The sequence below is a fragment of the Actinomadura sp. 7K507 genome, assembly GCF_004348425.1.
Taxonomy (GTDB): domain Bacteria; phylum Actinomycetota; class Actinomycetes; order Streptosporangiales; family Streptosporangiaceae; genus Spirillospora.
Window position 1 is genome coordinate 1 of the sequence record NZ_SMKK01000002.1, and the last position, 24,365, is coordinate 24,365.

General features: G+C 69.8%; 22 protein-coding genes and 1 pseudogene. 7 read left to right on the forward strand and 16 right to left on the reverse strand.

The window, feature by feature from the left end; genetic code table 11:
* Positions 1 to 271 precede the first annotated feature (271 nt).
* The 3 genes and pseudogenes from E1285_RS00675 (at position 272) to E1285_RS48365 (ending at position 4,125) form a co-directional block, all read left to right on the forward strand.
* Positions 272 to 412, forward strand: coding sequence for a DUF397 domain-containing protein (locus tag E1285_RS00675; RefSeq protein ID WP_347814050.1), 141 nt, complete (start codon positions 272 to 274; stop codon positions 410 to 412).
* A gap of 175 nt (positions 413 to 587) precedes the next feature.
* Positions 588 to 2,373, forward strand: a pseudogene (locus E1285_RS48360) (WD40 repeat domain-containing protein); the annotation flags it as partial.
* A 45-nt stretch (positions 2,374 to 2,418) separates the two neighbouring features.
* Complete coding sequence (locus E1285_RS48365) at positions 2,419 to 4,125, forward strand: WD40 repeat domain-containing protein (RefSeq protein ID WP_347814053.1); 1,707 nt, start codon at positions 2,419 to 2,421, stop codon at positions 4,123 to 4,125.
* On the opposite strand, the gene E1285_RS00685 is transcribed toward E1285_RS48365, so the two are convergent.
* The 15 genes from E1285_RS00685 to E1285_RS00755 form a co-directional block, all read right to left on the reverse strand.
* Positions 4,119 to 4,418 (reverse strand): NIPSNAP family protein, encoded by a 300-nt coding sequence (locus E1285_RS00685; RefSeq protein WP_132146447.1) that lies wholly within the window; start codon positions 4,416 to 4,418, stop codon positions 4,119 to 4,121. The genes E1285_RS48365 and E1285_RS00685 overlap by 7 nt on opposite strands.
* Before the next feature lie 224 nt (positions 4,419 to 4,642).
* Positions 4,643 to 5,803 carry a hypothetical protein gene (locus tag E1285_RS00690; protein WP_132146450.1) on the reverse strand — a complete coding sequence of 387 codons (1,161 nt, stop codon included), beginning with the start codon at positions 5,801 to 5,803 and terminating at the stop codon, positions 4,643 to 4,645.
* Positions 5,800 to 7,167, reverse strand: coding sequence for an N-6 DNA methylase (locus E1285_RS00695; RefSeq protein WP_132146453.1), 1,368 nt, complete (start codon positions 7,165 to 7,167; stop codon positions 5,800 to 5,802). Before E1285_RS00695 ends, E1285_RS00690 begins: the two co-directional genes overlap by 4 nt.
* 44 nt (positions 7,168 to 7,211) lie before the next feature.
* Positions 7,212 to 7,394 (reverse strand): hypothetical protein, encoded by a 183-nt coding sequence (locus E1285_RS00700; RefSeq protein ID WP_132146456.1) that lies wholly within the window; start codon positions 7,392 to 7,394, stop codon positions 7,212 to 7,214.
* 503 nt (positions 7,395 to 7,897) lie between these two features.
* Positions 7,898 to 8,701 (reverse strand): polyphosphate kinase 2, encoded by an 804-nt coding sequence (gene ppk2, locus E1285_RS00705; protein ID WP_132146459.1) that lies wholly within the window; start codon positions 8,699 to 8,701, stop codon positions 7,898 to 7,900.
* Positions 8,702 to 8,843: 142 nt separating this feature from the next.
* Positions 8,844 to 9,194, reverse strand: coding sequence for a hypothetical protein (locus E1285_RS00710; protein ID WP_132146462.1), 351 nt, complete (start codon positions 9,192 to 9,194; stop codon positions 8,844 to 8,846).
* Positions 9,195 to 9,619: 425 nt separating this feature from the next.
* A complete protein-coding gene (locus tag E1285_RS00715; RefSeq protein WP_132146465.1) occupies positions 9,620 to 10,462 on the reverse strand; it encodes a hypothetical protein in 843 nt (280 codons plus the stop codon).
* Positions 10,463 to 10,477: 15 nt separating this feature from the next.
* Positions 10,478 to 11,773, reverse strand: a complete 1,296-nt coding sequence (locus tag E1285_RS00720) for an MCE family protein (RefSeq protein WP_132146468.1) — start codon at positions 11,771 to 11,773, stop codon at positions 10,478 to 10,480.
* A 55-nt stretch (positions 11,774 to 11,828) separates the two neighbouring features.
* A complete protein-coding gene (locus tag E1285_RS00725) occupies positions 11,829 to 12,839 on the reverse strand; it encodes an MCE family protein (protein WP_132146471.1) in 1,011 nt (336 codons plus the stop codon).
* Positions 12,839 to 13,873, reverse strand: a complete 1,035-nt coding sequence (locus tag E1285_RS00730) for an MCE family protein (protein ID WP_132146474.1) — start codon at positions 13,871 to 13,873, stop codon at positions 12,839 to 12,841. The genes E1285_RS00725 and E1285_RS00730 overlap by 1 nt, the downstream gene beginning before the upstream one ends.
* A complete protein-coding gene (locus E1285_RS00735) occupies positions 13,870 to 14,901 on the reverse strand; it encodes an MlaD family protein (RefSeq protein ID WP_132146477.1) in 1,032 nt (343 codons plus the stop codon). Before E1285_RS00735 ends, E1285_RS00730 begins: the two co-directional genes overlap by 4 nt.
* 76 nt (positions 14,902 to 14,977) lie before the next feature.
* On the reverse strand, positions 14,978 to 16,057 hold the full coding sequence (locus E1285_RS00740; protein WP_132146480.1) for an MCE family protein: 1,080 nt from the start codon (positions 16,055 to 16,057) through the stop codon (positions 14,978 to 14,980).
* A gap of 1 nt (position 16,058) precedes the next feature.
* A complete protein-coding gene (locus E1285_RS00745) occupies positions 16,059 to 17,087 on the reverse strand; it encodes an MlaD family protein (protein ID WP_132146483.1) in 1,029 nt (342 codons plus the stop codon).
* Positions 17,084 to 17,950: an ABC transporter permease gene (locus tag E1285_RS00750; protein ID WP_243722449.1), complete on the reverse strand. Its 867-nt coding sequence runs from the start codon at positions 17,948 to 17,950 to the stop codon at positions 17,084 to 17,086. The genes E1285_RS00745 and E1285_RS00750 overlap by 4 nt, the downstream gene beginning before the upstream one ends.
* Positions 17,950 to 18,735, reverse strand: a complete 786-nt coding sequence (locus E1285_RS00755) for an ABC transporter permease (protein WP_243722450.1) — start codon at positions 18,733 to 18,735, stop codon at positions 17,950 to 17,952. Before E1285_RS00755 ends, E1285_RS00750 begins: the two co-directional genes overlap by 1 nt.
* A 337-nt stretch (positions 18,736 to 19,072) precedes the next feature.
* Here E1285_RS00755 and E1285_RS00760 point away from each other — a divergent pair, with 337 nt between their 5' ends.
* Positions 19,073 to 21,373, forward strand: a complete 2,301-nt coding sequence (locus E1285_RS00760) for a molybdopterin cofactor-binding domain-containing protein (RefSeq protein ID WP_132146489.1) — start codon at positions 19,073 to 19,075, stop codon at positions 21,371 to 21,373.
* An 11-nt stretch (positions 21,374 to 21,384) separates the two neighbouring features.
* Entirely contained in the window at positions 21,385 to 21,861 is a 477-nt protein-coding gene (locus E1285_RS00765) for a (2Fe-2S)-binding protein (RefSeq protein WP_132146493.1), read from the forward strand.
* A 107-nt stretch (positions 21,862 to 21,968) separates the two neighbouring features.
* On the opposite strand, the gene E1285_RS00770 is transcribed toward E1285_RS00765, so the two are convergent.
* Positions 21,969 to 22,853, reverse strand: coding sequence for a hypothetical protein (locus E1285_RS00770; protein WP_132146496.1), 885 nt, complete (start codon positions 22,851 to 22,853; stop codon positions 21,969 to 21,971).
* A 325-nt stretch (positions 22,854 to 23,178) separates the two neighbouring features.
* Between E1285_RS00770 and E1285_RS48370 the strand changes: the two genes are divergently transcribed.
* Entirely contained in the window at positions 23,179 to 23,571 is a 393-nt protein-coding gene (locus E1285_RS48370) for a MarR family transcriptional regulator (protein WP_347814051.1), read from the forward strand.
* Between the two features lie 149 nt (positions 23,572 to 23,720).
* Complete coding sequence (locus E1285_RS00780; protein ID WP_243722451.1) at positions 23,721 to 24,284, forward strand: SRPBCC domain-containing protein; 564 nt, start codon at positions 23,721 to 23,723, stop codon at positions 24,282 to 24,284.
* The last annotated feature ends 81 nt before the right edge of the window (positions 24,285 to 24,365 follow it).

The window sequence follows — 24,365 nt, forward strand, 5'->3', positions numbered from 1 at the left end:
GTCCCCCACCCCGGACGACCCGCCGTATCCACCCTCCCCACAAGCAAGAGCTGAGCCCGTCCACCTATCCCAGAGGCAACCCCGGCCAAGCGGACACGCCCGCTGACAAGCCCAGCCGCACGTCCGACACTGGCTCCATGCCCCTGGGAAACCTCAACTGGCGCCGAAGCACACACAGCGGCCCCAACGGCGGCGAGTGCGTCGAGCTGGCGAGCGTCCCCGACGCCACTGGCGCAAGAGCACTCACAGCGGCTCCAATGGCGGCGACTGCGTGGAACTGGCCGCCGTCTCCGGCATGATCATCGTCCGCGACAGCAAGGACCCCAACGGCCCCGTCCTCCTGCTGACCCGCGCCGCCCTCCGCACGGCCGTCCGTGCACCCATCCGGCCCGTCCCATCAGGCCGGATGTGACCGTAGGTCGAACGGCGTCCCACTGCGCGCGGCCTCAACTGGTCGCAGTGCGCGTGCCCGGTTCCGTTCTCCCGTCCGCCGGGGACAATTGAGCTTCTGGACCCTTGGAAGGACATCCGTGCTCGGCGAGTCGCGTGGGTAGCGAGATGGGCGGCGGGTGCCGGTGGTGCGGCGAATGAGGCCCCGCCTGAACATCGCGTTGAACGTCTTGCTGGTGGTCGTGCTCGCTCTTCTGGGCATCCTGACGAACTACGCGACCGGGGGCGAGGACGCGCCGCTGCCGCTGGATCTGCTGCGCAAGATCGCCGTTCCCGGGCTCGGGGTACTGATCGTCGCGTTGATCGTGCTGACGGCGGTGTCGGCGCGGCTGGAGAATCCGCCGCGAGCGCCGGAGCGCGAGTGGGATCCGGGTCGCACTCCGTATCCGGGGCTGGAGGCGTTCGCCGAGGACGAGGCGGCGGTGTTCTTCGGACGGGACGAACCGGTGAGCACGCTGCTCCGTCAGCTGTACCAGCGCGATGGTGAGCGGTTCGTGGTGGTCGCCGGGGCGTCGGGAAGTGGCAAGTCGTCGATGGTGCAGGCGGGGTTGATTCCCAGGTTGCGAGGGCGCCGCTGGCTGGTGCAGCCGGTGCTGACGCCGGGGTCTGATCCGATGGCTGCGTTGGCGACGACGTTCGGCAACGCTCGGGACGCCGAACGGTTGCGGGGCACGCCGTCCGCGCTGGCCGAACTGGTCGCCCAGGCGCGGCGGCGTTCGGGGCGGCGCGACGGCCGCGTGCTCATCACCGTCGACCAGTTGGAAGAGGTGTTCACGCTCGCCGGATCCGACCAGGGGGGACCTGTTCCTGTCGGCGCTGTCGGCGGCGTTGCGCGCCGATTCCAGGTTGTGGGTGGTGGCGACGGTCCGCATTGAGTTTCTGCGCTCCTTCCTGGAGACAGGCCATGCAGCGCTGTTCGTCCGTCCCATAGCGCTCGGCGCGTTGACGCGGGCCGAACTCGCGACTGTGATCGAGGCGCCGGGCACACTGACCGGGCTGCGGTTCGAGCCCGGCCTGGTCACCAGGATCGTCGAGGACACCGGGACGGCTGATGCACTGCCGCTGTTGGCCTATCTGCTGCAGGAGCTGTATTTCGCGTCCGGGCGCGGGAAGGTCGCCACGTTCGATGAGTATCGTCGGCTCGGCGGGGTTGCAGGCGCGCTGTCGCGGCAGGCCGACCAGCTCGTCACCGCGCTGCGCGGAGGCGAGGGCATTGAGCCGATCCTGGCGGTGCTGTTCAAGTTCGTCACCACGGAAGGGACCGAGGCCACCCGCCGCCGCGTCGTCCTGGACGATCTGAGCGAGGACGAGCGACGCGTCGTCACCGCATTCGTGGAGGCCCGGCTGCTGGTCACCGACGTGTGGGAGGGAACGCCCATCGCGCAGGTCGCGCACGAGGCGCTGTTCCGCCAGTGGGCGCCGCTGCGCCAAGAGGTAGAGGCGCGGGCGGAGCTGCTGCGGCGCCGCGCAGAACTGGAGCGATGGGCCGCGGACTGGCGCCAGGCCGGGCATAAAGTCGACTACCTGCTCACCGGCGAGCGGCTCCAGCTCGCGTTGCAATGGCTGGAGGGCCTGGAGTCGGCCGGGCAGGACAGTGGCGAGATCCGCGCGTTCACCGAGGCGTCCAAACGGCGCGACCTGGCGTTCCTGCGGCGCGTGTCGGAGGGGATCGGCCAGTACGTTCTTGCCAATGCCGAGCAATACCCCGAGCTGGCGATCCTGCTGGCCATGGCAGCGCTGTCGGAGTGCCCGCCGACCCCGGCCGCCACACGAGCGCTCATGGCGGCGTTGCCCTTCAGCCACCTGACCCACGTGCTGGACGGGCACACCGACGCGGTCCGCAACCTCGCCTGGTCACCCGACGGGGCCCTGATCGCCACCGCGTCCCGCGATGGCACCTGCCGGTTGTGGGACGCGACCACCGGATCCAACGTCGCCGTACTGGAAGGCCACCACGGCATGGTGGAGATGGTCGTCTGGGCACCGGACGCCCGCCGCATCGCCACGGCCTCCCGCGACCACACCGTCCGCGTCTGGGACACCACCACCGGCCGCACGCTGGCCGCGCTGACGGGCGCGACCGATGTCGTGCGAACCGTCGCCTGGGCACCGGACGGGACGAAGATCGCCTCAGGAGCCCGCGACCGGGTGGTGCGAATCTGGCGGGCCGACACCTACGAACTCCTGGACGAGCTGCACGGTCACACCGACAACATCCTCGGCATCGCCTTCTCGCCCAGCAGCAACCTGCTGGCCACCGGATCCCATGACAGGACCGTCCGTATCTGGGATCTCGCCGCCGGCTCGGTCGCGGTGCTCCGCGGTCACCAGGACTTCGTGGAAGGTGTCGCCTGGTCCCCTGATGGAGCCTTCGTCGCGTCGGCCGGAGGCGAAGCCACCATGCGCATCTGGGACGTCCGCTCCTCGGCACAGACCGGTCTCATCCGCTGCCACGGCACCCGGGTGTGGAACGTGGCGTGGTCACCGGACGGCACCTACCTGGCCAGTTGCGGCAGCGACAACACCGCTCGCGTCTGGAACCCGCAGACCAGCGAGGAGATCTTCGCCCTCCGCGGTCACACCGACGACGTGTGGGGCGTCGTGTGGTCGCCCGACGGCGCGCATCTGGCCACCGGCTCGGCCGACACCACCGCTCGCATCTGGGACGTCGCCCCCAAGGGCGCCGAGAGTCTCCAACTGGCCGGCCATCGCGGCCCCGTCCGCGCCGCCGCGGTCACGCCGTCCGGACGGTTGATCGCCACCGGTGGCGACGACGCGGCGATCCGGATCTGGGACGCCGCCGACGGCACCCTCCACGCCACGGTCACCGACCACCAGGACACCGTCCACGATCTCGCCTGGACCAGCACGGAAGGCCGCACGGTCTTGCTCTCCTGCTCCAGCGACCGCACGATCGGCCTGTGGAGACTGGATGAAGCCGCTCCTAGTGACATCTCCGGCGAACGAATTCCGACCAGCGACATTCATGAGGCCGTGACCTGGCGCCCCGGCTCGGACACCTTCGCAACCGCAGGCCACGACCGCACGATCAGCATTCACCCCGGCGGCGACCACGAATCCACCGAGAGCCTGGCCGGTCACCACGACTGGGTCGTCGGCCTCACTTGGTCGCCCACCGGGACGCGGCTCGGCTCCACCTCCGATGACCGCACCGCCCGTATCTGGAAGGTCAATGGCAGCCGCGAAGTCGTGACGCTGCACGGCCACGCCAACTGGGTCGACGACATCGCCTGGTCCCCCGACGCACGCCGGGTCGTCACCGGCTCCGCCGACGGCACCGCCCGCGTCTGGGACACCGCCACCGGCGAGCAACTGGCCGTCCTCGACGCCCACGAGGCCCGCGTCGCCGGCGTGGCATGGTCACCCGACGGCTTCATGATCGCCACTGCCTCTTACGACCGCACCGTCCGTCTCTGGGCGGGCAGGACCTACGCCGAGATCGGCGTGATCGGTGTCCATCGCGGCCCGGTCGTCTCCGTCACCTGGACTCCGGACAGCCAGACCGTCATCTCCGCCTCCTTCGACGGCACCGCCCGCCTCTGGCCCTTTCAGGTCGACCTGGACGTCCTGAAAGCCGAGGCCAGGAGCCGAGTGTTCCGCCCGCTGGCGCAAGAAGAACGGCTCGCCCACCTGCTCCCCGATCCCGATCAGTAGACCTGCTCGACCACCCGCACGTCCCGATCGACCAGGTACTCGGACGGATCCAGCCCCATCGCCTCCCGCTCCGGCGAGGCCCAGTACCGCTGGTTCGCCTCCTCGAACGTCTCCTCCCCCTCGTACCAGATCACCCACACGAACCGGCTGCGCTCGTGATCAAGCCAGGCACCGCCGATCCCGAACCCCAGCTTCAACCGCAGCGGGACCACCGACTCCCGCCATTTGGCCGCCCACTCTTCGAGCAGGCCTTCCCTGATCGTGTACGTCCTCAACTGGACGGTCTTCGGCACGATGACCCCACTCCACCTGGAATCCGCAGCGTCGGCTAACACACCTGTCGGGTACAGAAGCTCAGACAACCACGGACCCACCACGTCGGGCAGCTCGACCTACCGCCTTGGCGGGCGCCGTCCTACACACAGCACCGCCACTCTCAGCTGGGGTATCACCGGTAGCGCGAAACAGGTCGATGCGGAGAACGGACGGTCCAACCTGCGGCCTCAGGGTGATGCCGTCAGATGCGTGCTGCGATCGAGGACACGTCCCGCAGCACCCGATCAAGCAATTCCTCCAGCAACCGATTCTCCTCAAGGGCCAAGCGAGCTCTGCCGTGAAGAGGTTCGACCGTTTCCTGGAACCGCCGACGAACTTCGGGACCGGGCCAGGACAGTTCCAGCCGCGTGAATGCCCGTCGGCTGATCTCTCTGGCCTGCCGACCTTGCGCGATCTTGGGAAGGTCCTCGCTTCGGGACCGAATCTCATGCAGCAGCCACCAGCGGTCCGAGGGCTCGGACGGACGCACCGCGAGGACCCCCCGGTTCGGGGTGGTCGGCAACCAGGTCAATGCGGCGCGGGCGCCCTCGGGTCTTGACGCGACCAGCACGGTTCCCGGTTCACAGACGTCGCCCGGCTCCGCGAGCGTTTCCTCTCCTCCTCCTTGGATGTAGGGCGGATCTGCGGCCAGGACGTCGGCCGGCGCTACCCGGGACGTCGCGACACCGCTCAAGGAGGGCTGCGGCCGACCTGGTCGGCCGGTCATCACCGAAGCGACGGCACCGAACGTGGAAGGTGTCCACGAATGTTCATGCCGCCGCGCCAGCATGGCGTGATGAGCGTCGGCCAAGGCGACGGCGTCTGCGGCGATACGCTGGTTCAGGTCCCTTTTGTCCTGCACCAGCTCGACCAACCGAGTGATGGTCTCGATTTGTTCTGGGGGAGGGACTGCCACCTCCATCGCCCTCAGCCGGTCGATGCTCAAGGTCGGCTCGACGTGCGCCGACACATGCCGGTCGAACCACGCACGGGCGATCGGTGTCTGGAACCAGATCTTCAGCCAGCGGGTGGTGGCGCGGTTCCGTGAGCGGAGGATGCCGACGGAGCGTGTAGAGACCCAGCCGGAATGCCGATGGTCGATCAGTGCCGCGTCACCCACCCGGCGGACGAGCACCACGACAAGGTCGCCCTCGGCGAGGATGGCACGACTGTCCTTGGCGCCCGGCACCGCGGCAAGGGCCGGAGGGGACGTCCGGAGGCGGCCATCGCTGATGTCAGCGGCTCTGATCACTCCCCGTCCGCGGGGAAGCTCCTGCTCGGGGAGCCCGTAGGTGACCTTCAGATCCGCCGCCTCCTTCACGGTCGTCCGCTGCCAGCCCGTAGAGGCGAGTTCACGGATCACAGCTCGTCCAGAACCCGGAGCAGGTCGGCCTCCAGCATGCGCGCCTCTTCGAACCTGTCCCGGAGTTCGGCGGCGAGTTCCTCGATCTGCCGCTGCCCTGGAGCACCATCGACGGCGAGCTCACCGGTGTACCTCGGCGGTTGCAGGTCGTATAGCTGACCGGCGATCTCCGTGGCGTCGACGGAACGGCACCAACCAGCCTCGTCACGGTATTGGCCGGCCGCGCCTCGCCACGCCCCAAGTGTGTACAGCACCTGCTCGACCCCTTCCGGACTGAGGCGACGCTTGCGCGTCCTCGGCACCGGTTCGTAGGCCGTCCGCGCGTTGATGAAGAGAACCTTGCCCTGACGGTCGCTACTCCCCCAGTCGTCGCGGGGGCCTTTGTCGGTATTGAGCAGCCACAGGCAACAGGGAGCGCGGCTGTGAGGGAACAGGCCCGGCGGCAGAGCCACCACACATTCGACGACGTCGTCTTGGACGAGCCGTTCGCGCACCCGCTGCTCCGCCTGCCGCGCCCCGGTGGCGGCCCCGTCCGCCATGAGGATCGCCGCCCTGCCCGCAGGAGCAAGCGCATGGGCGATATGGAGCATCCACGCCAAGTTCGCATTGTCCCGTGGGGGCGCCGCCGCGTCCGACCACCTCGGATCGTCCGCACGCGGTTCGGCAGGCAACGAGTCGTTGAACGGCGGATTGGCCAGGATGACGTCGTAGGAGGACTCGGCGGGTCGCGCGAGACTGTCCATCGGGTCAGGAAGATGCGCCATCAGGTTGCGGGCGGTCAGGTTCATTCGCGCCACGTGCAGCGTGGAGGCGTGAACGTCCTGGCCGGTCAGTTCGAGGTTCGTCGGCCGACCCGTGCGTTCGGACACGTGACGGGTGACGCCTATGAGCAACCCGGCTGACCCGCACACCGGATCGAGCACCCGATGGCCTTCCTGGGGATCCACGGCCGCCACCATCAACCGCGCGACATCGTTGCGAGTAAAGTAATTCCCGCTTTTCGCGTGCGCTTCGGACAGATCCTGGAAGCACTGGTCCAGGCACTCATTGAGATCGTCGACTCGATCGACCGCCTTGACCAGATGACGCAGAGCGCCGTCGGCCGTTGGAGGAAAGCGTGGCACCAACGCCCGGTACTCCTCGTCGCGGTACAGGAGCATGCATTCCCGCACCAAAGGTCCCATCGGCTGCTGCGACTTGTCCGCGTGGACCAAGAGCCGGTCCCATGGGGAAATCCGGTCACTCTGCGGTCGGTTTCGCGCCCGGTCTCTCAGAGTCAGAAGACCGGCGATGACGCGGCAGGCATCATGAAAGCCGAGAAGGTTTCCCAGGTCACGCACTGGTATCCGCACTTCAGGCGACATCGCAACTCCTCCGGCGACCGGAAGCACTGTTCTCGCGTCCTTGCTCACGCGATGCCGCCCGTTTTCATGAGCAGGACGACCACCGGAACCGCGGCGGCGAAAGCAGCGGCCGCGGCTGCGATGGCCCCGACGACCTTGCCGCTGTCGAGCCACTTCAGGAATCCGGCCAGCAGCGCCGCGATCAGCGCCACCAGGATCACCACGACCACGATGAGTACTCGCTCCATCTACGGCTCCGTCTCTGCTGGGCGCGCGAGGCCGGCAGACGGTCGCACGCGGGTTCCGGGGCGCCGGGCGGCCTACCCGCCCGACACCAGAACGGTAGGACGCTACCGCCGCGACGCCCACCGGAGCACGCTGTTTGGGTTTTTGGCAGGGAAGGATTGGTGTCTATTTATAGGCATATGCCGGGTTTGTGGTCGCAAGGTGTCCTGTTGGTGGCAGATCTGGAGCCGGGCTCGGGTGGCTACTCAAGACGGCAGGGTGAGTATTGGATCGGACTGCAGAGCTTGAGCCGATCGCTATACCACGCCGACGAACCCACCCTCGGTCAGGCGTCGGGAGCAGCACCCCCTGCAGGCTGCAGGCCACAAGATCATGTTCTCGGCCAAGGCAAGGCCAACCTGATGAACACGGCGAACGCGCGGTCGCCCGACTCCTGGAGCTTTTTCGCCGTGTGCGGACAGCAACGTCCGTGACCGAGTTCAGCGAGTGGGCCCCGGGAAGCGCGTCAGCCTTGGAGGGTGGCCGCGTGGTCCGGGACGTGGGTCTGCGCGTCTCGCGGGGGGCGCTCGTAGCCCTTGGAAGGCGGGCGTTCGGGGAGCTGGAGCGGCGGATGCTTCACTTCCTGGTAGGGGATGCTCGACAGCAAATGGGAAATCATGTTGATGCGGGCCCGGCGCTTGTCGTCGCTTTCGACCTCGAACCAGGGCGCCTCGGGGATATTGGTGTGGACGAGCATCTCGTCCTTGGCGCGCGAGTACTCCTCCCAGCGCGATATCGACTCCAAGTCCATGGCGGACAGTTTCCACCGCCGCATGGGATCTTCGAGCCGTTTACGGAAGCGGCGTTCCTGCTCGGCGTCGCTGACGGAGAACCAGTATTTGCGCAGCAGGACGCCGTCCTCGACGAGCATGCGCTCGAAGGTCGGGCACTGGTGCAAGAAGCGCCTGTACTCCTGGTCGGTGCAGAAGCCCATGACCCGTTCGACGCCCGCGCGGTTGTACCAGGACCGGTCGAACAGGACGATCTCCCCGGCCGCGGGCAGGTGTTCGACGTACCGCTGGAAGTACCACTGGGTTCGCTGCCGCTCGGTCGGCGTCGGGAGCGCGGCGATGCGGGCGACGCGGGGATTGAGGTACTCGGTGACGCGTTTGATGGTGCCGCCCTTGCCGGAGGCGTCCCGTCCCTCGAACACCACGGCGATGCGCACCCCCTCGGCGCGTGCCCAGTCCTGCATGACCATCAACTGCTCCTGCAGCCGGAGAAGTTCACGCTCGTAGATCCGCCGGGGCACTCGCCGGGATGAGCCCATACCGCCTCCATATGTCGAACATGCACGCCTCCGCCCCAGTCTGGCGGATGCGCACCAGTGGTAGCCCCCCGGACCCCGCTGCCCGTCCCTGCCGCCTCCCGGCTTCGCCGGGAGGCGACGATCGGGAGCGCGCCTACGCCGACTACAACCCACCAGACGTCGATGTAGCGGAGACAAGTTCCAGCTGAGATGGCGGGCCGACCACGCAGTGGGGTCGGGTCCGTCTCTGATAGGACACGGCCGCGATTCCCAGAGCCCACCCGTAGCCGGCGAACGCGGTGGCGGCGGCGCAGCCGAGGAGGTATTCGGAAGGCGAGCCGTTCATGTTCAGCACGCCTGTGAACTGGAGGATGAGATAGAACCAGGCACCCGTGCCGTAGGCCGCGAGGGTGGGCGCGATCAGCCAGACCGGGGCCAGGGGCAGGAAGCGCGGCACCCGCTTGCCGGATAGCCACAGCGTCCAGCGCGGGAAGGTCGTCCCCCATTTGCGCACCAGTCCCTGAAGGGACGACCGCCAGGCTTCCGATGTGAGCGACGCGGCGGATGACGCCGGGTGCCGCCGGCGCGGGACGCACCACGGACGGCACCGAGCCCGGCGGGTGAGCCGGTCCGCCGCACCGTGGGCAACTGTTCCGCGTCCGATGCCGCCACGACACCGCCGTCGCGAGGAACAACGCCGCCACGGCGGCGAAGCCGAGCCGTTGGCCGAACCCCTCCCAGTCCGAGCGGCCGTCCCGGTCGTGAACGGTGCCGTCCACGGCCAACTCGATCAGGTTGAGCAGCACGAACGCGCTGCCCGCCAGCGCGAGCAGCACCATGGTCCACAGCCCCGCCGACACCGCCCGACTCCTCACCCGTGAGGGGGAAGGCGGGGGTCCGCCGAATCGCTCGCTGGGATGGACCGAGTCTTGGCGCCGATCAGGGGCTCGGGGCCGGTGAGGGGGCTCCCGAGTCCGGCTTCTTCTGCTCCCCCTTGGGGTCGGTCATGGTCTCGTTCGCCGAGCCGACCGAGGTGACCTCGGTGACCTTCCACTCCTCGCCCCGGCGAGTCAGCCGCATGTCGAGGTAGGACCCGAGGACGCGGCGGGTGCCCGACGTGCTCTTCACCTCGGAGTCCATGACGACGACGGCCTTCGCGGTACCGGACTCGATCTCCCCCAGATACACGCTGCGGACGGTCGCCGTCGCGTCCGCCTTCAGCTTGGTGATGACGCCTTCGAGCCCGCCGGTGAACGCCTCGTCGTAGGTCTTGGCGAAGTCGTCCGACGCCAGCCCGAGAACCCGGTTCCGTGCCTCTTGCAGCTTGGTGTGGTCATAGCTGAGGAGCGCCTCACCGAACTCGGCCGCGCTGGTCCGGACTCGCTGCCGCTCCGCGTCCCGCTCCGCCGCGCGGTCGGCCTGGTACCACTGCAACCCGGCCGTGATCACCGAACCGACGAGCGCCACCGCGATCGTGGCCTTGACCAGCCCCGCCCTGGCCGGCGCCCGCGCCCACGCGCGCCTGCCGGTCCCGCGCTCGCCGACCTTCTGCGCTTCGGCCTCGTCCGCCTTGGTCTCACCCGACTCCTCGGTCTTTCCGGACTCTTCGGGCTCGTCCGGCTTCGCCTTCGCGGACTTCGTCTCGGACGTTTCCGCTGCGCCGGCGTCGGCCTCAGCGCTGGTGTCGGTGTCGGCGCTGGTGTCGGTGTCGGCGCTGGTGTCGGTGTCGGGGGCCTCCGGTGTCTCCGGCTTGGTGGGCTTGGTGGTGCCGGTCCTGGTCACTGGTCCTCCAGGGGCTTATCGGGTACGGCGCCGGACAAAGGCGCTGAGGGTGTTGAAGGCGGCGGCGAGGACGATGAGGCCCCCGAGCACGGGCGGCAGCAGAGGCAGCCAGCGTGAGGACGAGCGGTCCCCGCCGTCCCCCACCGGGCGCATGTCGGCGTTCGGCGCGCTGCCGGCCGGTGGGTTGTCGTTGCGTGCTCCGGGCGTGGGCCTGACCTTGGCGGCGGCCTCCGCGGCCTCCGGGTCCTCGACGTTCGCGTCGCAGTAGGTGAGGCGCGGGGGGACGGGCTTGGGTACCGGGGTGGTGTACTCGGTCGCCGCCTTGGCCGGGCCGGTGAGGGTGATGACGGGCGAGACGCGGAGGTATTTCCCACTGGCGTCGGTGGCGGTGACGTCCGCCACTAGGGCTTGGAGCGTCGGCACGAGCCGCAGGACGTGATTGATCTTCTTCCGGTTGGCGTCGGTCATCAGCGGGGCGGTGGGCGTCGCCGCGGCGGTGAGGAGGCAGTCGAGGCCGGGGCGGGCGTCCTGGAGGAGGCCGTGCAGGTTCTTCATGGCGCCGGGACCGTTGTCGAGGACGCTGTCGAGGTCACGGGTGGACTGGCGCAGGGACGCGCTGAACAGGGCCAGGTCGTTGACGCCGGAGGCGATGTCCCCGCGGTGGGCCGTGAGCGTGGCGGTGAGGCGGGTGAGTTCGCGGGAGAGGGCGTCCAGCGTGCCGGCCTCGGCCGCGAGGGTTCCGGTGAGGCGGTGGGTGTCGGAGATCATGTCGTGCAGGTCGGTGCCGCGTCCTTCGAGGCCGGTGGCCAGCTCGTGGACGAGTGTGCGGGTGTCGCGGGGGTCGACGGCGTCGAGGGTGGTGCTGAGGCCCTCGAACAGCTGCTTGTAGTCGGTGGTCCCGGCGGTCCGGGAGACCGGGATGTGGTCGCCTTCCTTCAGTATCCGGGTCCCGGTCGCCTCCGACGGGGTGAGCTCGATGTAAGGCTCGCCGATCGCGGACTTGCGCAGGACACGTGCGCCGACGCCGGAGGGGATCCGGGCGTCCCGGCGGATATCGAGGGCGACCGCGACGTGATCGCCGCTCAGCCGGATGTCGCCGACCTCGCCGACGGCGACGCCGAGGTGCGTGACCTCCAGGTCGCCGTGCAGGCCGGGCGAGGTCTCGAAGTCGGCCGTGACGGTGAAGGGCCGTTCCAGCGCGTCGATGTGGATGAGGCTGCGCGCGGCCCAGACCGCGAGGGCCACGCCGAGCAGTGCGAAGAAGACGAGGTTGACGGTGACGCGGGGATACCTGACGCGGGGAACTCTCATGGGCGCGACCTCAACGGGACGAGGAGGACATGGTCGGCGGCGGCAGGGGGGCGCCTCATGAGCGCGGCCTCAGCAGCCCGTTGAGGTTCCGGCTCCCGCCGGACGCGGTGGTGGCGGCGCCGGGGTGCGGCAGGAAACCCTTGATCCACAGGAAGAGGAGGGCCTGACCGCTGTGCGACACGGAGGGGCCGCGCAGGAAGTTCAGGACCGTCCCGGCGAGGGTCTTCAGCTCGTCGCTGCCGCGGAGGGCCGCGGTGAGCAGCTCGTCCGCGCGTTCGAGGAGGACGGCGAGGCGCGCCGCGTGGCGCTTCTGCACCTTGGCGTTGACGGAGGTGGCGAGTTCCAGCAGCGCCTGGATGGTGCGCTTGAGGTTGGCGCGGTCGTCCTGGAGACGCTGGGCGGCGAGTTCGACGCTGCCCGGCAACCGGTCGAGTTCCTTGGAGCCCTTGCGGAGCGACGTGCCGAGCCGCGCGAGCGAGTCGAGGGCGCGGCCGAGGTCGGCGCTGGCGGCGGCGTACTGGTCGCCGACGTCGGCGGCGCGGGCGACGAGGGTGTTCAGCTTGCGGCCCTTGCCGCCGAGCGCGGTGGAGGACTCGCCGGTGATGGTGGCGATGTCCTGGCCGCTGAGGGCGGCGAGCAGCGGGCCGACCTTCGCGCTGATCTGCTCCAGGTCGGCCTGGACGGAGGTGCGGCCGATGGTGGCGCCGGACGCGAGGTACGGGCCGGTGTCGAGGCGGCGTCCGGGCGCCAGGTCGAGCCGCACGTAGTTCTCGCCGAGCAGCGACGACTTGGCGACCGTGGCGGTGGTTCCGGTGGGGACGCGCCGGTCGTCGCGCAGCGACATGGTGACGCGGGCGCGGTAGCCGTCCAGCCGGATTCCGGTGACGGTGCCGACGCGGATGTCGGCGACCTGGACGCTGTGCCCGGTGACGAGGCTCTGCACGTCGTCGAAGGTGGCGTGCAGGGTCACGTCGCCCTTTGGGGCCCCGACCGTCGTCACGGAGCAGCCCCCGGCGCCGATGAGCATGGCGAGGGCCAGCAGGCAGGTCGAGAGTCTGCGTGTCATCACGGCCCTCCCGGAGGCGGAGCGCAGTCGGCGAGGGCGGGGTCGCCCTCGACGCAGGGGACGGTGCCCCACCCCAGTGCCGTGAAGAGGGGCTGAAGCCACGCCCGGACCGTGCCGTGCACGACGAGGCGGATAGTGGCGACGTGGTTGCGGCGGTCCCAGGCCTGGACGGCGACGTCGGCGAACCGGCCAAGGCTGTCGATGGCCTGGGTGAGGCCGGTGACGTTGCCCTTGAGGCTCAGCACGATGTTGGAGAGGTCGGCGACCGTGCTCGGCAGCTTCTCCCGGTAGGCGGTGATGAGCACCTCGCTCTTGCGGATGGCGGCGGCTAGGCCGGCGATGAAGGCGCGGAGCTTCTGGCGTTCCTCGGCGAGGGTGCGGCTGGTGCTGGAGAAGGACCGCAGCAGGTCGGACAGCTTCTTGTCGCGTCCGTTGAGGTCGGCGGCCAGGTGGTGCAGGCCCTCGGCGAGCGAGGCGATCCGCTTGTCCTGGGCGGCGAGGTCGCGGGTCAGTTCGGACGTGTCGTGCAGGGCGTCGTTGATGCCGTCGCCCCGGCCGCGCAGGTTCTCGGCGGCGCGGTGCATGGCGGGGCCGAGGTTTCCGGCGTCGATCGACCTGTTGAGCTTGGCGAACGCGGCGAGTGCGTCGTCGACCTCGACGGGCAGTTCGGTGCGTTCTTGCGGAATGACCGTCCCCGGCCCGGCCTTGGGCATGCCGGACTTCCAGACGGGGTGCAGGGTCACGAACCGTTCGCCGAGCGCGTCGGCGGACTCGACGGCGGCGTGCGCCCCGGCCGGTACGGGCACGGAACGTTTGACCTCGATGTCCACGCGGACGCGGCGGTGCTCGCTCTTGACGGCGGTGATGGTCCCGGCGTCGGCGCCCATCACCTTCACCTGGGACTCCTCGTAGAGGGAGGGTGCCTTGGCGAAGTACACCGTCATCGGGTAGGTGGGCTCGGACACGACCCCGCAGCCGCCGAGCGCGGGGATCAGCAGGAGGGCGGCGGCCGCCGCGATCGGCCTGTGCCTCATCGCCGGGCCTCCTTCGGTGCGAGTTCGGCGAGTCCGGCGAGGTCCTTCGGGGACAGCGGCCCGAGGCCGGTGGAGAGGACCTCCAGCCACGGTCCCCGTCCGCCGGTCCCGGCCAGCCCGGACAGGGTCGGGCCGGCCCAGGCGAGCAGGGCGTTGAAGTCGCCGGTCACGGGCCGGAGCGTGCCGAGCGTGCCGCGCAGGTCGGTGATGAGCGAGAGCAGTTTCGCCTGCTGCTGGTCGATGGTCCTGGTGAGGGTCTCGACCGTGCGGTTGCCGCTGCCGAGGAAGGCGGCCAGCTCGGTGCGGCGCTTCTGCAGTTCGTCCAGCATGGTCCGGACGTTGGTGAGCAGCCGGGACAGTTCGGTGTCCTTGGCGCGGGCGAGCTTGAGGACGCGGTCGCCGTCGTCGAGCAGCTTCTTGATCTGCGGGTCGGACTCGTTCACCGTCTCGGCGAGCTTCGCGAGGTTGGTCAGCGCGTCGCCGAGCCTGCCGCGGTCGTCGTCGCCGATCCCGTTCAGCTCGGCCACGATCTTGTTGATCGCCCTGGTGTCGAGCTTGGCGACCGTGCGGGTGGACTCGTCCAGCACCTCGTTGATCGTGGTGGGCACCTGGGTGCGTTCGAGAGGAATGCGCCGCTTGTCCTCGCTCAGGTCGGCCAGGTGCGGTTCCGCGACCGGGCCGGACAGGCGCAGGTACCGTCCGCCGAGGACGTTGGCGACCTTGATCTCCGCGCGGGTGGCGGGACCGAGGTCGACCTCGCCGTCCACCTTCCAGCCGACCACCACATGGCCGCGCCGGTGATCGGCCTCCACGGAGGTGACCTCGCCGACCCGGACGCCCGCGACACGCACCTCGTCCCCGGAGCGCAGGTTTCCGGTGGCGGCGAAGACGCCGGTGATGGCGTAGCGGTCCTGGAACATCCCGCGGGTGCCGATCAGGTACACGGAGGCGACGAGCGCGAGGAGCGTGCCCGCCGACACCATCCCGACCGCGATCCGGTTGCGGTCGCGGAACGACTTCAACCCCATCGCCTCCCCACGAGCAGCGGGCCTGCCGGGAAACCGGGCCCGTTCCGGCCGCGGTCACCGTCGCGGAACGGCCTCGTCACCATCGCGTGCCCCCGACCATGAGGTTCTCCAGTTCCTTCGGTGTGTCGATGCCCTCGGCGCCCTCGCGTGCGCCGGGCAGCCGCGTCGGGTACGGGCAGGGCGGCGCCGCGAGCGTCAGGCACGGGATGGCGGCCTCCACGAACTGGCCGTTGTCCGCGGCGGCGAAGATGCGCTGGAGCTTCGGCGTCACCGACCGGAGGACGTCGACCAGCGCGCCCTCGTTGCGGCCCACCCCGGCACTGAACGCGGACAGCCTCTCGACGACCTGGCCGAGTTCGCGTTCGTTGCGCGTCAGCACCGAGTCCGAGGTCCGCGCGAGGGTGGCGAGCTGGACGAGGGTGCCGTCGATGAGCTTGCGGTTGTCGGCGAACGCGTCGCTGAGGCTGACCAGGTCGTCCACGGCGGAGCTGATCTGCTTGTCGCGGCGGGCGATGATGCCCGTGACGGTCGCGTAGTCGCCCAGCATCTGCTTCAGCATGGCGCGGCGCCGCGCGATCGTCGCCGACAGCACGTCGATGTCCGCGATCAGCCGGTCGATGTTGCCCGCGTTCCCGTCGAGTGCCTGCGACAGCGACACCAGCACCGTGTTGACCTGCTTGGCGTCCAGGCTGCGGACGAGGGGGCCGAGCTGCTCGATCAGCGCGCTGCCGTCCACGACGGAGCGGGTCCGGGTGATGTGCGCGTCGGGCCGCATCTTCTGCGGGCTCTTGCCGGGCAGCAGGTACACGACGCGGCGGCCCATGGCGTCGCGCCACCGGATCGCGGCCTCGCTGTCGGCGGGAACCTGCACCGAGTCGCGGACCGTGAGGGCGACGCGGGCCTTGCCGTCCACGACCTTGACCTCGTCCACCCGGCCGACCGGCGCCCCGGCGATCTTCACCTCGTCGCCCTCCAGCAGCCCGCTGGCGTCGTCGAACGTGGCGGTCAGCCGCCAGCCGCCGGCGGTGTCGACGCGGGCGATCTGCATCCCGATGATCACGGTGAGGAGGCCGGTGACCGTCACGAAGGACACCAGCCGGACCAGGAGGCCCGCGCGGGCGCGGGCCCGCTTGCCGCCGGGGAACCGGAACGCCATGTCAGCCCCCTCCCCTGCCGCCGCCGTACGGGCCGCACAACCCGAGGATCAGCCCGCACGGGTCGGACGGCAGGTAGCCCTGGGAGCGCAGGTAGTTCTTGCCGCCGGGGCCCTTCAGCGACGTCAGCTCGCCGTAGAGGGGCAGCAACTGGTTCCCGGTGCGTACGGCGTCACCGACCAGGCCGAGCTGCGCGTAGATGATCCAGGCGGTGCGCTCGGAGGACCGGAACGCCTGCCCCAGCTGCCCGCCGCGCTTGTCGAACCCGTGTGCCACCAGCAGCGACACGTCCGACAGGCCGTCGGCGAACCCGGCCAGCCTGCCGCGGCCCTGCGCGGCCGTGCCGATCAGGGCGTTGGCGTCACCGGAGATGCCGGTCAGCTCGTCGCCCTTGTCGGACAGGGCGCCGGTGAGGTCGGCGGAGTCGCCGATGAACCGGCGGGCGTTGCCGCGGTTGCGGTGCGCGACGTTCAGCAGGACGCCCGTCTGGTCGATGGTCTCCCCGAGCCGGGTGCCCTGGCCGTCGAGGCCGGCGGCGACCGTCCGCACGATGGTCTGGACCTCCCGCGCGTCGGCGGCGCCGAGGGCGGTGTCGGCGCGGGCGAGCAGGTCCGACAGGTCGCGCGGGTCGGACGTCCGGGTGATCCGCGCCCCGGACGCCAGGTAGGGGCCGGTCGCGGCATGGGCGCCGGGGACGAGGTCGACGTACTTGGGGCCGAACGCCGACGCGGGCACGATGGACGCGGTGACGGTGTCGGGGACCCGTGTCCCCTCGTCCAGCCGCAGGGCGAGGCGCGCTCGTCCGCCGCCGGTCAGCCCGACCTCCGCCACCGACCCGACCGTCACGCCGCGGATCTTCACCGGGGCACCGGTGCCGAGGCCCTGTCCGGCGTGGCCGAAATCCGCGGTCAGCAGCGTGCCGGGGTCCCGGCCCGGGCGGGCGATCAGCAGGTACAGGGCGGCCGCCGCCACCGCGAGCGTGAGCGCGCTGATCAGCAGGCGGCGGCGCAGCGGGATCTCTTCGTTGATCATCCGGTCAGCCTCACTGTCGCGGCGTTGCCCCAGAACACGTAGGACAGCAGCAGGTTCAGCACGACGATCACGATGATGGACAACCTGATCGCGCGGCCCGCCGCGCGTCCCACGCCCGCCGGGCCGCCGGTCGCGTAGTAGCCGTAGAAGCAGTGGATCGTGATCACCGCGAAGGCGAACACCCCGACCTTGATCGCGCTGTAGACCAGGTCGATCGTCGGCAGGTAGAGCCGGAAGTAGTAGTCGTAGACGCCGGGGGCCAGATCGAAGAAGCCGGTGCTGATCAGCCGGGTCGCGAAGAAGCTGGCGAACAGCGCGATCAGGTACAGCGGGACGAGCGCGATCATCGCCGCGACGACGCGGGTGCACACCAGGTAGGCGAACGACCCGATGCCCATGACCTCCAGGGCGTCGATCTCCTCGGCGATGCGCATCGCGCCCAGCTCGGCGGTGAACGCCGACCCGCACTGCGCGGCGAGCGCCACCGCGGCGATCACCGGGGTGATCTCGCGGACGTTCGCGAACGACCCGACCAGCCCCATGAACGACTGCGCGCCGATCGACTGGAGGCCGGTGTAGCCCTGGAGGCCGACCTCGGTACCGACGAAGAACGCCATCGTGAAGATGACGAAGATCATGCCGCCGCCGACCACGCTGGCGCCGACGCCGACCACCACGTCGCTGACATGGCGGGCGATGGTCTTGGTGTACTTGCGGCGGAGGAAGAGGTCCCGCACCGTGTACAGCAGGATCCGGTAGACGAACACCGGCCACTGGGCCAGATCCCCGGAGCGCTGAAGCGCCGCCGCCCCCGCATGGACGGCGCGCGGGGCGGCTTTCCCCATCGCGGGCAGGCCGGCCATCAGATCTTCGGCGGGAACGCGACGAAGTACACCGTCGTGATCACGTAGTTGAGGGCGAACACCAGCAGGAACGCGACCACGATCGCGCGGTTGACGGCGCGGCCGACGCCGACGGGGCTCGCCTCGCAGCTCATCCCCATGTAGCAGGCCACCACGGCCGCGACCACCCCGAACAGCCACGACTTCAGCAGCGTCACCAGCAGGTCGGACGTCTGGAGCAGCGACACCGCGCCGTCGAAGTAGGCGCCCGGCGTGACGTCCTGCAGCAGGACGTTGAACACGAACCCCCCGGCCGCCCCCGAGACGATGACCAGGGACGCCAGCAGCGTCGAGATGAGGCTGCCCGCCCAGAGCCGGGGCGTGACGAGCCGGTGGACGGGGTTGACCGCCATCGCCTCCATCGCCGACAGCTCGTCGCGGATCCGGCGGGCGCCCATGTCGGCGGTCATCGCCGCCCCGCCGGCCCCGGCGATGATCAGCGCGGCGGCGATCGGCGCGACCTCGCGCACCAGCCCGACCACGACCGCGCCGCCGGTCGCGGACTGGGCGCCGAGCTGCGCCGCGAGCTGCCCGACCTGGAGCGCGACCGTCGCCCCGAGCGGCAGCGACACGAGGATCACCGGGAGGCTCGTCACGCGGGCGAGGAACCACGCCTGCTCGGCGAACTCCCAGGCCCAGTTCCGCACGTCCCACGTCCGGCGGAGGGCCTCCAGGGCGATGACGAACAGCTCGCCGACCTCGTCCAGCAGGCCGTGCACACGCCGCGGGATGTCGATGGCGGACAAGGGACCTCCCACTTCCTTAACGGGCGGGGCGCGGAACCGGCGGGCCCCGCATGCGCCTGGCGCGAAGACGGAGATCACGAGGGACCACCGGTGGCCTGGCCGGGAGCTTGGTGGTCCCCGACCCTAGAGCGTTACTGGCGTGGCGACAATAGCCTATTGGCGACACGCCAATAAAGGCGGCCCATGCTTCCTGATCCTGTCCGCGGATATAGTGAAACTTGTCTCGTATCTCTGTATCATCGCGAGCCAGTACACCGCACTCGCCCTACGAGCAGGGTCTGCCGAGATCAACGTCCTGCTCCACCGTTGAGGCCGCCACCCCATCTGCAGGAGCACCATGGAAGACAGCCATCCCACGAACGAAACGGGCGAGGGCCTGCGCCGCAGGCGCTTCCTCGGCTACCTGGTCACGGCTCCGACGCTGGCGGTGGCCGTGCAATGGACCGCGGAGCCGGCCGAAGCGCGAGGACCGTCCCTTCCCCAGCCCGAGGAGATCTTCGACGTCGGTGACCTGGTGCGGCTCGCGTCGGCGCCGACGTCGGGGCTGGTGGCCGTCCAGGTGCACGAGAACGGCACGGCGTCGTTCGCGGTGCCCCGCGCCGAGGTGGGGCAGGGCATCACCACGACCGTGGCGATGCTGATCGCCGAGGAGATGGACCTGCCGCTGGACAAGGTCACCGTGACCCTTTCCGACGCCCGGCCCGAGTTGCTGTTCAACCAGTTCACCGGCGGCTCCACGTCGGTCCGCTCGCTCTACACGCCGGTACGTACGGCCGCGGCGATCGCGCGGAGGCAGCTGGTGGCTACCGCCGCGCGAGCCTGGCACGTGGACGCGTCCACGCTGACCACCAAGGACGGTGCGGTGCTGGGCGGAGGCAAGCGGGCGTCCTACGGGTCGCTGGCGAAGGCCGCCGCGGTGTCGCGCACCACGCAGGTCTCGGCGACGCCGAAGGAGATGTCCCGGTTCACCGTCGTGGGCCAGCCGACGAACCGGGTGGACGCCCTGGCCGCCGTGACGGGACGCAAGCAGTTCGGCATGGACCTGGACGTCCCGGACGCCCTGCCGACGATGGTGCGGCGACCGCCGACCATCGACGGGACGGTCGAGTCCGTTGGCAATGCCGCGGCCGTGCGGGCCATGCCCGGGATCACCGACGTCGCGGAACTCGAGCACGGGGTGGCGGTGCGCGGGCGGACGTTCGGCCAGTGCATCGACGCGGTCCGGGCCCTCGAGGTGGCCTGGCGTCCCGGTCCGGTGGCCGGGGAGTCCGACGACACGGTGCTGGCTAAGCTGCGCAGGGCGGTGCCGAGGGTGTCGGGCCCGCCGCTGTTCAGCAAGACCGTCGACGCCGAGTTCGCCTTCATGTTCGCCAGCAACTCCCCGCTGGAACCGGACGTCGCGGTCGCGGACGTGCGCGCCGGCGGCGCCGAGGTCTGGGCCAGCCTGAAGGTCCCGGGCGACGCGCAGAGCGAGATCGCCAAGCACCTGGGCCTTCGGGTGTCGGCCGTGAAGGTGCACGTGGTCGAGGGCGGCGGCTCGTTCGGGCGGCGGCTGCACACCGACGCGGTGGTGGAGGCGGCGGAGATCTCCAAGAAGATAGGCAAACCGGTCAAGCTGTCCTGGTCCCGGACGGACAGCGTCCGCCAGGGACGCACGCATCCGATGAGCGTCTCCCGCGTCCGCGCCGCCTACCGCGGCAGGGACGTGGTCGGCTACGAGCAGCGGCACGTCAGCACCCAGACCAGCTTCAGCCACGGCTTCGGCGACATGGTCACCGCCAACGCGGCCGACATCCCGATCGTCGTCAACGACGCCATCGCCCAGGTCTTCTTCCATCTGAGCCAGTCGACGCCCTACAAGTTCGGCAGGAACAAGCAGACGCTGACCGAGGTTCCGCTGAAGTTCAAGACCGGAAGCATGCGCAACGTCTACTCGCCGAACATGGTGTGCGCACGGGAACTGGTCGTGGACCGGCTCGCCGCCGAACTGGACAAGGACCCGGTGGAATTCCGCCGCCAGTTCCTGGAGCACGCCAAGACGCGCGCCATCCTGGACAAGGCGGCCTCCGAGGGCGACTGGGGGCGGTCCCTGCCCGACGAAGTCGCCCAGGGCATCGCCCTGGCCGCCGAGTACCGGTCCGCGTGCGCGGTCCTCGTCGAGCTCGACTGCCGTCCCGAAACCGTCAACCGCCCGATCAGGAACGGCGTCACCGGACCCCGCGTGACACGCGCCCTGGTCGTGGTGGACGTGGGACTGCCGATCAACCCGCGCGGCCTGGACGCCCAGATGATCGGCGGCCTCAGCGACGGCATCGCGATGGCGCTCACCTCCAGCCTGCACATCAAGGACGGCATCCCGCTCGAAGGCAGCTGGGACAACGACTTCTACACCCGCCAGTGGAACACCCCGCTGGAGACACGCGTGATCGTCATGCCGCCCAGCGGTGACGAGCCCGGCGGCGCGGGCGAACTCGCGGTGGCCCCGGCCCTGGCCGCTGTGGCCTGCGCGTACGCCCGCGCCACCGGCACGATGCCGACCCGATTCCCCATCAACCACGCCACGCTCTCGTTCGACCCCCTCCCGCTGCAGCCGTCCACCCCGCAGTCCCCGGTCGACGGCCTCGACCGCGCCTTCTAGAGGAGCCCGACGTGCCGACCCATACCTTCAGGCTCAACGGCAAGCAGATCACCGTGGAGGTCGAGGACGACGTGCGCCTGCTCTGGGTGCTGCGCGACCTGCTGGGGGTCACCGGCCCCAAGTACGGCTGCGGCATCGGCGTCTGCCAGGCCTGCACCTCCCACGTCAACGGCAAGGCCGTCAACATCTGCTCGGTGCCGGTCTCCCGCATCGGCCCGGACGACGAGGTCACCACCATCGAGGGCCTTCCCGGCACCGTGGGCCGGGAACTGCACCCCATGCAGGAGGCCTGGCTGGAGCATGACGTCGCCCAGTGCGGCTACTGCCAGCCCGGCCAGATCATGTCCGCCGTGGCCAAGGTCCGGCAAGTGCGCGCCGAAGGCCGCGACATCACCGACGCCGACCTGGACGAACTCCGCAACATCTGCCGCTGCGGCACCTACGCCCGGATTCGCGACGCCATCAAATCCGCCACTGAGAAGATGTGACACCTCCCAGGAGCGTCACAGCCCAGGCCCTCCCTGGTCCGTCCGCTCACCTGCCCGGCGCGTGCCGCCGGGCGGGCCGCCGCTCTGGCCAAGACCGGTGACTCGCGCTACGAGGGGAAGCGCAGTCCCGTCGGCATGGAGGGGTCCTGCCTTCCGCTACCGGTGTCGAAACGCGGTACGAGCGCGAACGCGATGACCAGTAGGACCGTTCCAGCGAATATTTGGATCCTGAGCGTTCCGGCATCGGGCAGCGGCGTACCGGCCAGCAGTACGTAGGTCTTGGCGACGACGGTAGTCACGAAGATCAGCACCACCATCCGGCAGCGCTGCAGGGCGATCTGCAACTGAACGACACCGGCCCCGACGGCAGCGGCGAAAAGGTACGGGTAGACGGTCGAGGTCAGGAGGCTCTGGTCGATGCCGTGGCGTACCGACAGGGTCAATGACAGCTCGCCCAGGCCGATGAGCACTCCCGCGCAGATGCCGTAGGCGATGCCGTTGAGCTGCCTGGCGTGGGTTCCTGCGGGCTGCCGGTCCCCGAGGGCGAACAGGCCCACGGGGAGCACGAACGAGAAGACCGCGAGAATCAGAAGCAGGCTGGACGGTGGCGGCCGCCAGGTGGAGTCCGCCGCTTGGGCGAAGCACACGCCGGCGGCGAGCAGGAGGGCGAAGGCCAGCCACTCCAGCCAGGTCACACGCTCGTTGAAGAAGCCCTGCGCCACGGCGAGGAGCACGACCAGGCCGGCCAGCAGCGCCAAGGACATCGTCCCCGGGACGTTTCGGAGCGCAGCGAGGTGGAAGACGACACCGACGAGCATGAATGCCATGCCGCGCCACCATGAGCCGCTGGCGAGGACGCGCGTGGCCAGGTGGACCGGCCGTGTGCCGACGAGCGGCTCCATTCTGGCGGCGGCCGACTTGAAGAACCCGAAGCCCGTGAAGTAGAGCGCGCTGGCAACGAACGCCAGCACGTGGCCTTGCCATGCGCTCATCGACGGCCTCGAACGGCTGCCCGCGACGTGCCGCCATGGATACCGATGCGCATGAGTGGGATTCTAGACCGTTATTGGCGGAACGCCAATAACCTGTTGCCAACCCGCCGATCGGCTTCTAGGGTTCCGAGCTACTTCGGGTCGGGAACCCGGCGTAGTCCGTGCTACCTCGTCGCCTCCGCTGCACCACATCGCCCAGACAGATGCTATGACGACTCACCGAAGCGCCACCGGATCAAAGCGAACCGCCCCTTCTCAAGTCCTCCTGCTTGCCCACCGCCTGCATTCCGAACGGACAAGATCGCTCGAAACCGAGTTGAGAGGGATGGGACTCGCCCGCCTCGACCACCTCGTCCTGGCGGCGCTCGCGGCGGACCCCGGGAAGCCCTGCCCGCTGAACGTGCTGAGCCGGCGGGTGGCCGCTCATCCGACGACGGTCGCCGGCACCGTAGGCGTGCTGGAGCACCGCGGTCTGGTCGTACGGCTCCCGCATTCGACCGACAGGCGCGTGACCCTCGTGGAGATCACGCCTGCCGGTTCCGTGCGTGTCGGCGAGGCCGACGCCGTGATCGAAGCCGCGCAGCCCGATCTCCTGAGAGCCGTATACGACGATCACCGGCACCTGCTAGAGCTACTCGGGCCACTTCTCTGCACGACCCGAGGAGCAGCACCAGCCGCTCCCCCCAGCCCGTCGGCGACGCCCCTGCAGGCGCCCTGAGCGGCACCGAAAGAACCCACCCGCCGGACCACCGAACCGTGCGGGGATCGACTTCGCGGAACGAAGCGCAGTGGGTGGCAGCCGCAGACTCCTCATGGGTCTCCAGTGAGCGCGATCACTGTTTGCCATTCATATTACTATCTGGAAATATGAAGAGCCGGGAGGGCAGGCTCTCGATCGGACGACACCTGGAGGAAGCCATGACCTACGCAACCCTGGAGACGATCGACGGACGCCCGGCACTGCGCTTCGAGCACATGCTCGCCTACCCGGTCGAGCGTGTTTGGCAGGCGGTCAGCGCGCCGGCGGAGCTGGAGCGCTGGATGCCCTCGGCCGTCGACTGGACGCCGGCCGAGGGGGAGACGTTCGAGGCCTACGGCGCGACCCTCGACGTCCTGGAGGTCGACGCGCCGCACCGCCTGGCCTGGACCTACGCAGGCCAGCCCCACAGCTTCGATCTGGCTGCACGGGACGGCGGCTGCCGGCTGGTGTTCACGCACGTCACCGACGACCGCTCGCTCGCGGCGCAGACGGCCACCGGATGGCACACCTACCTCAAGCGGCTCGAGCATCTCCTCGCCGGCGGATACCTCTCCGAAGAAGAGGCGCACCAGGGATGGGAGGAGACGCACGAACGCTATGCCGAGCGTTTCGGGATCGACCCGGCGCCGGGCCGCCGCTTCGCAGAGACCCTGCGCGCCGGGCAGGAATGACCGACCCCTGGGGCTGGCTTGTGGCGGGCGTACCGGGAGGGTGCGTTGCGCGCCGGCGGCATTCGCGCGCCGGGTCGGTCC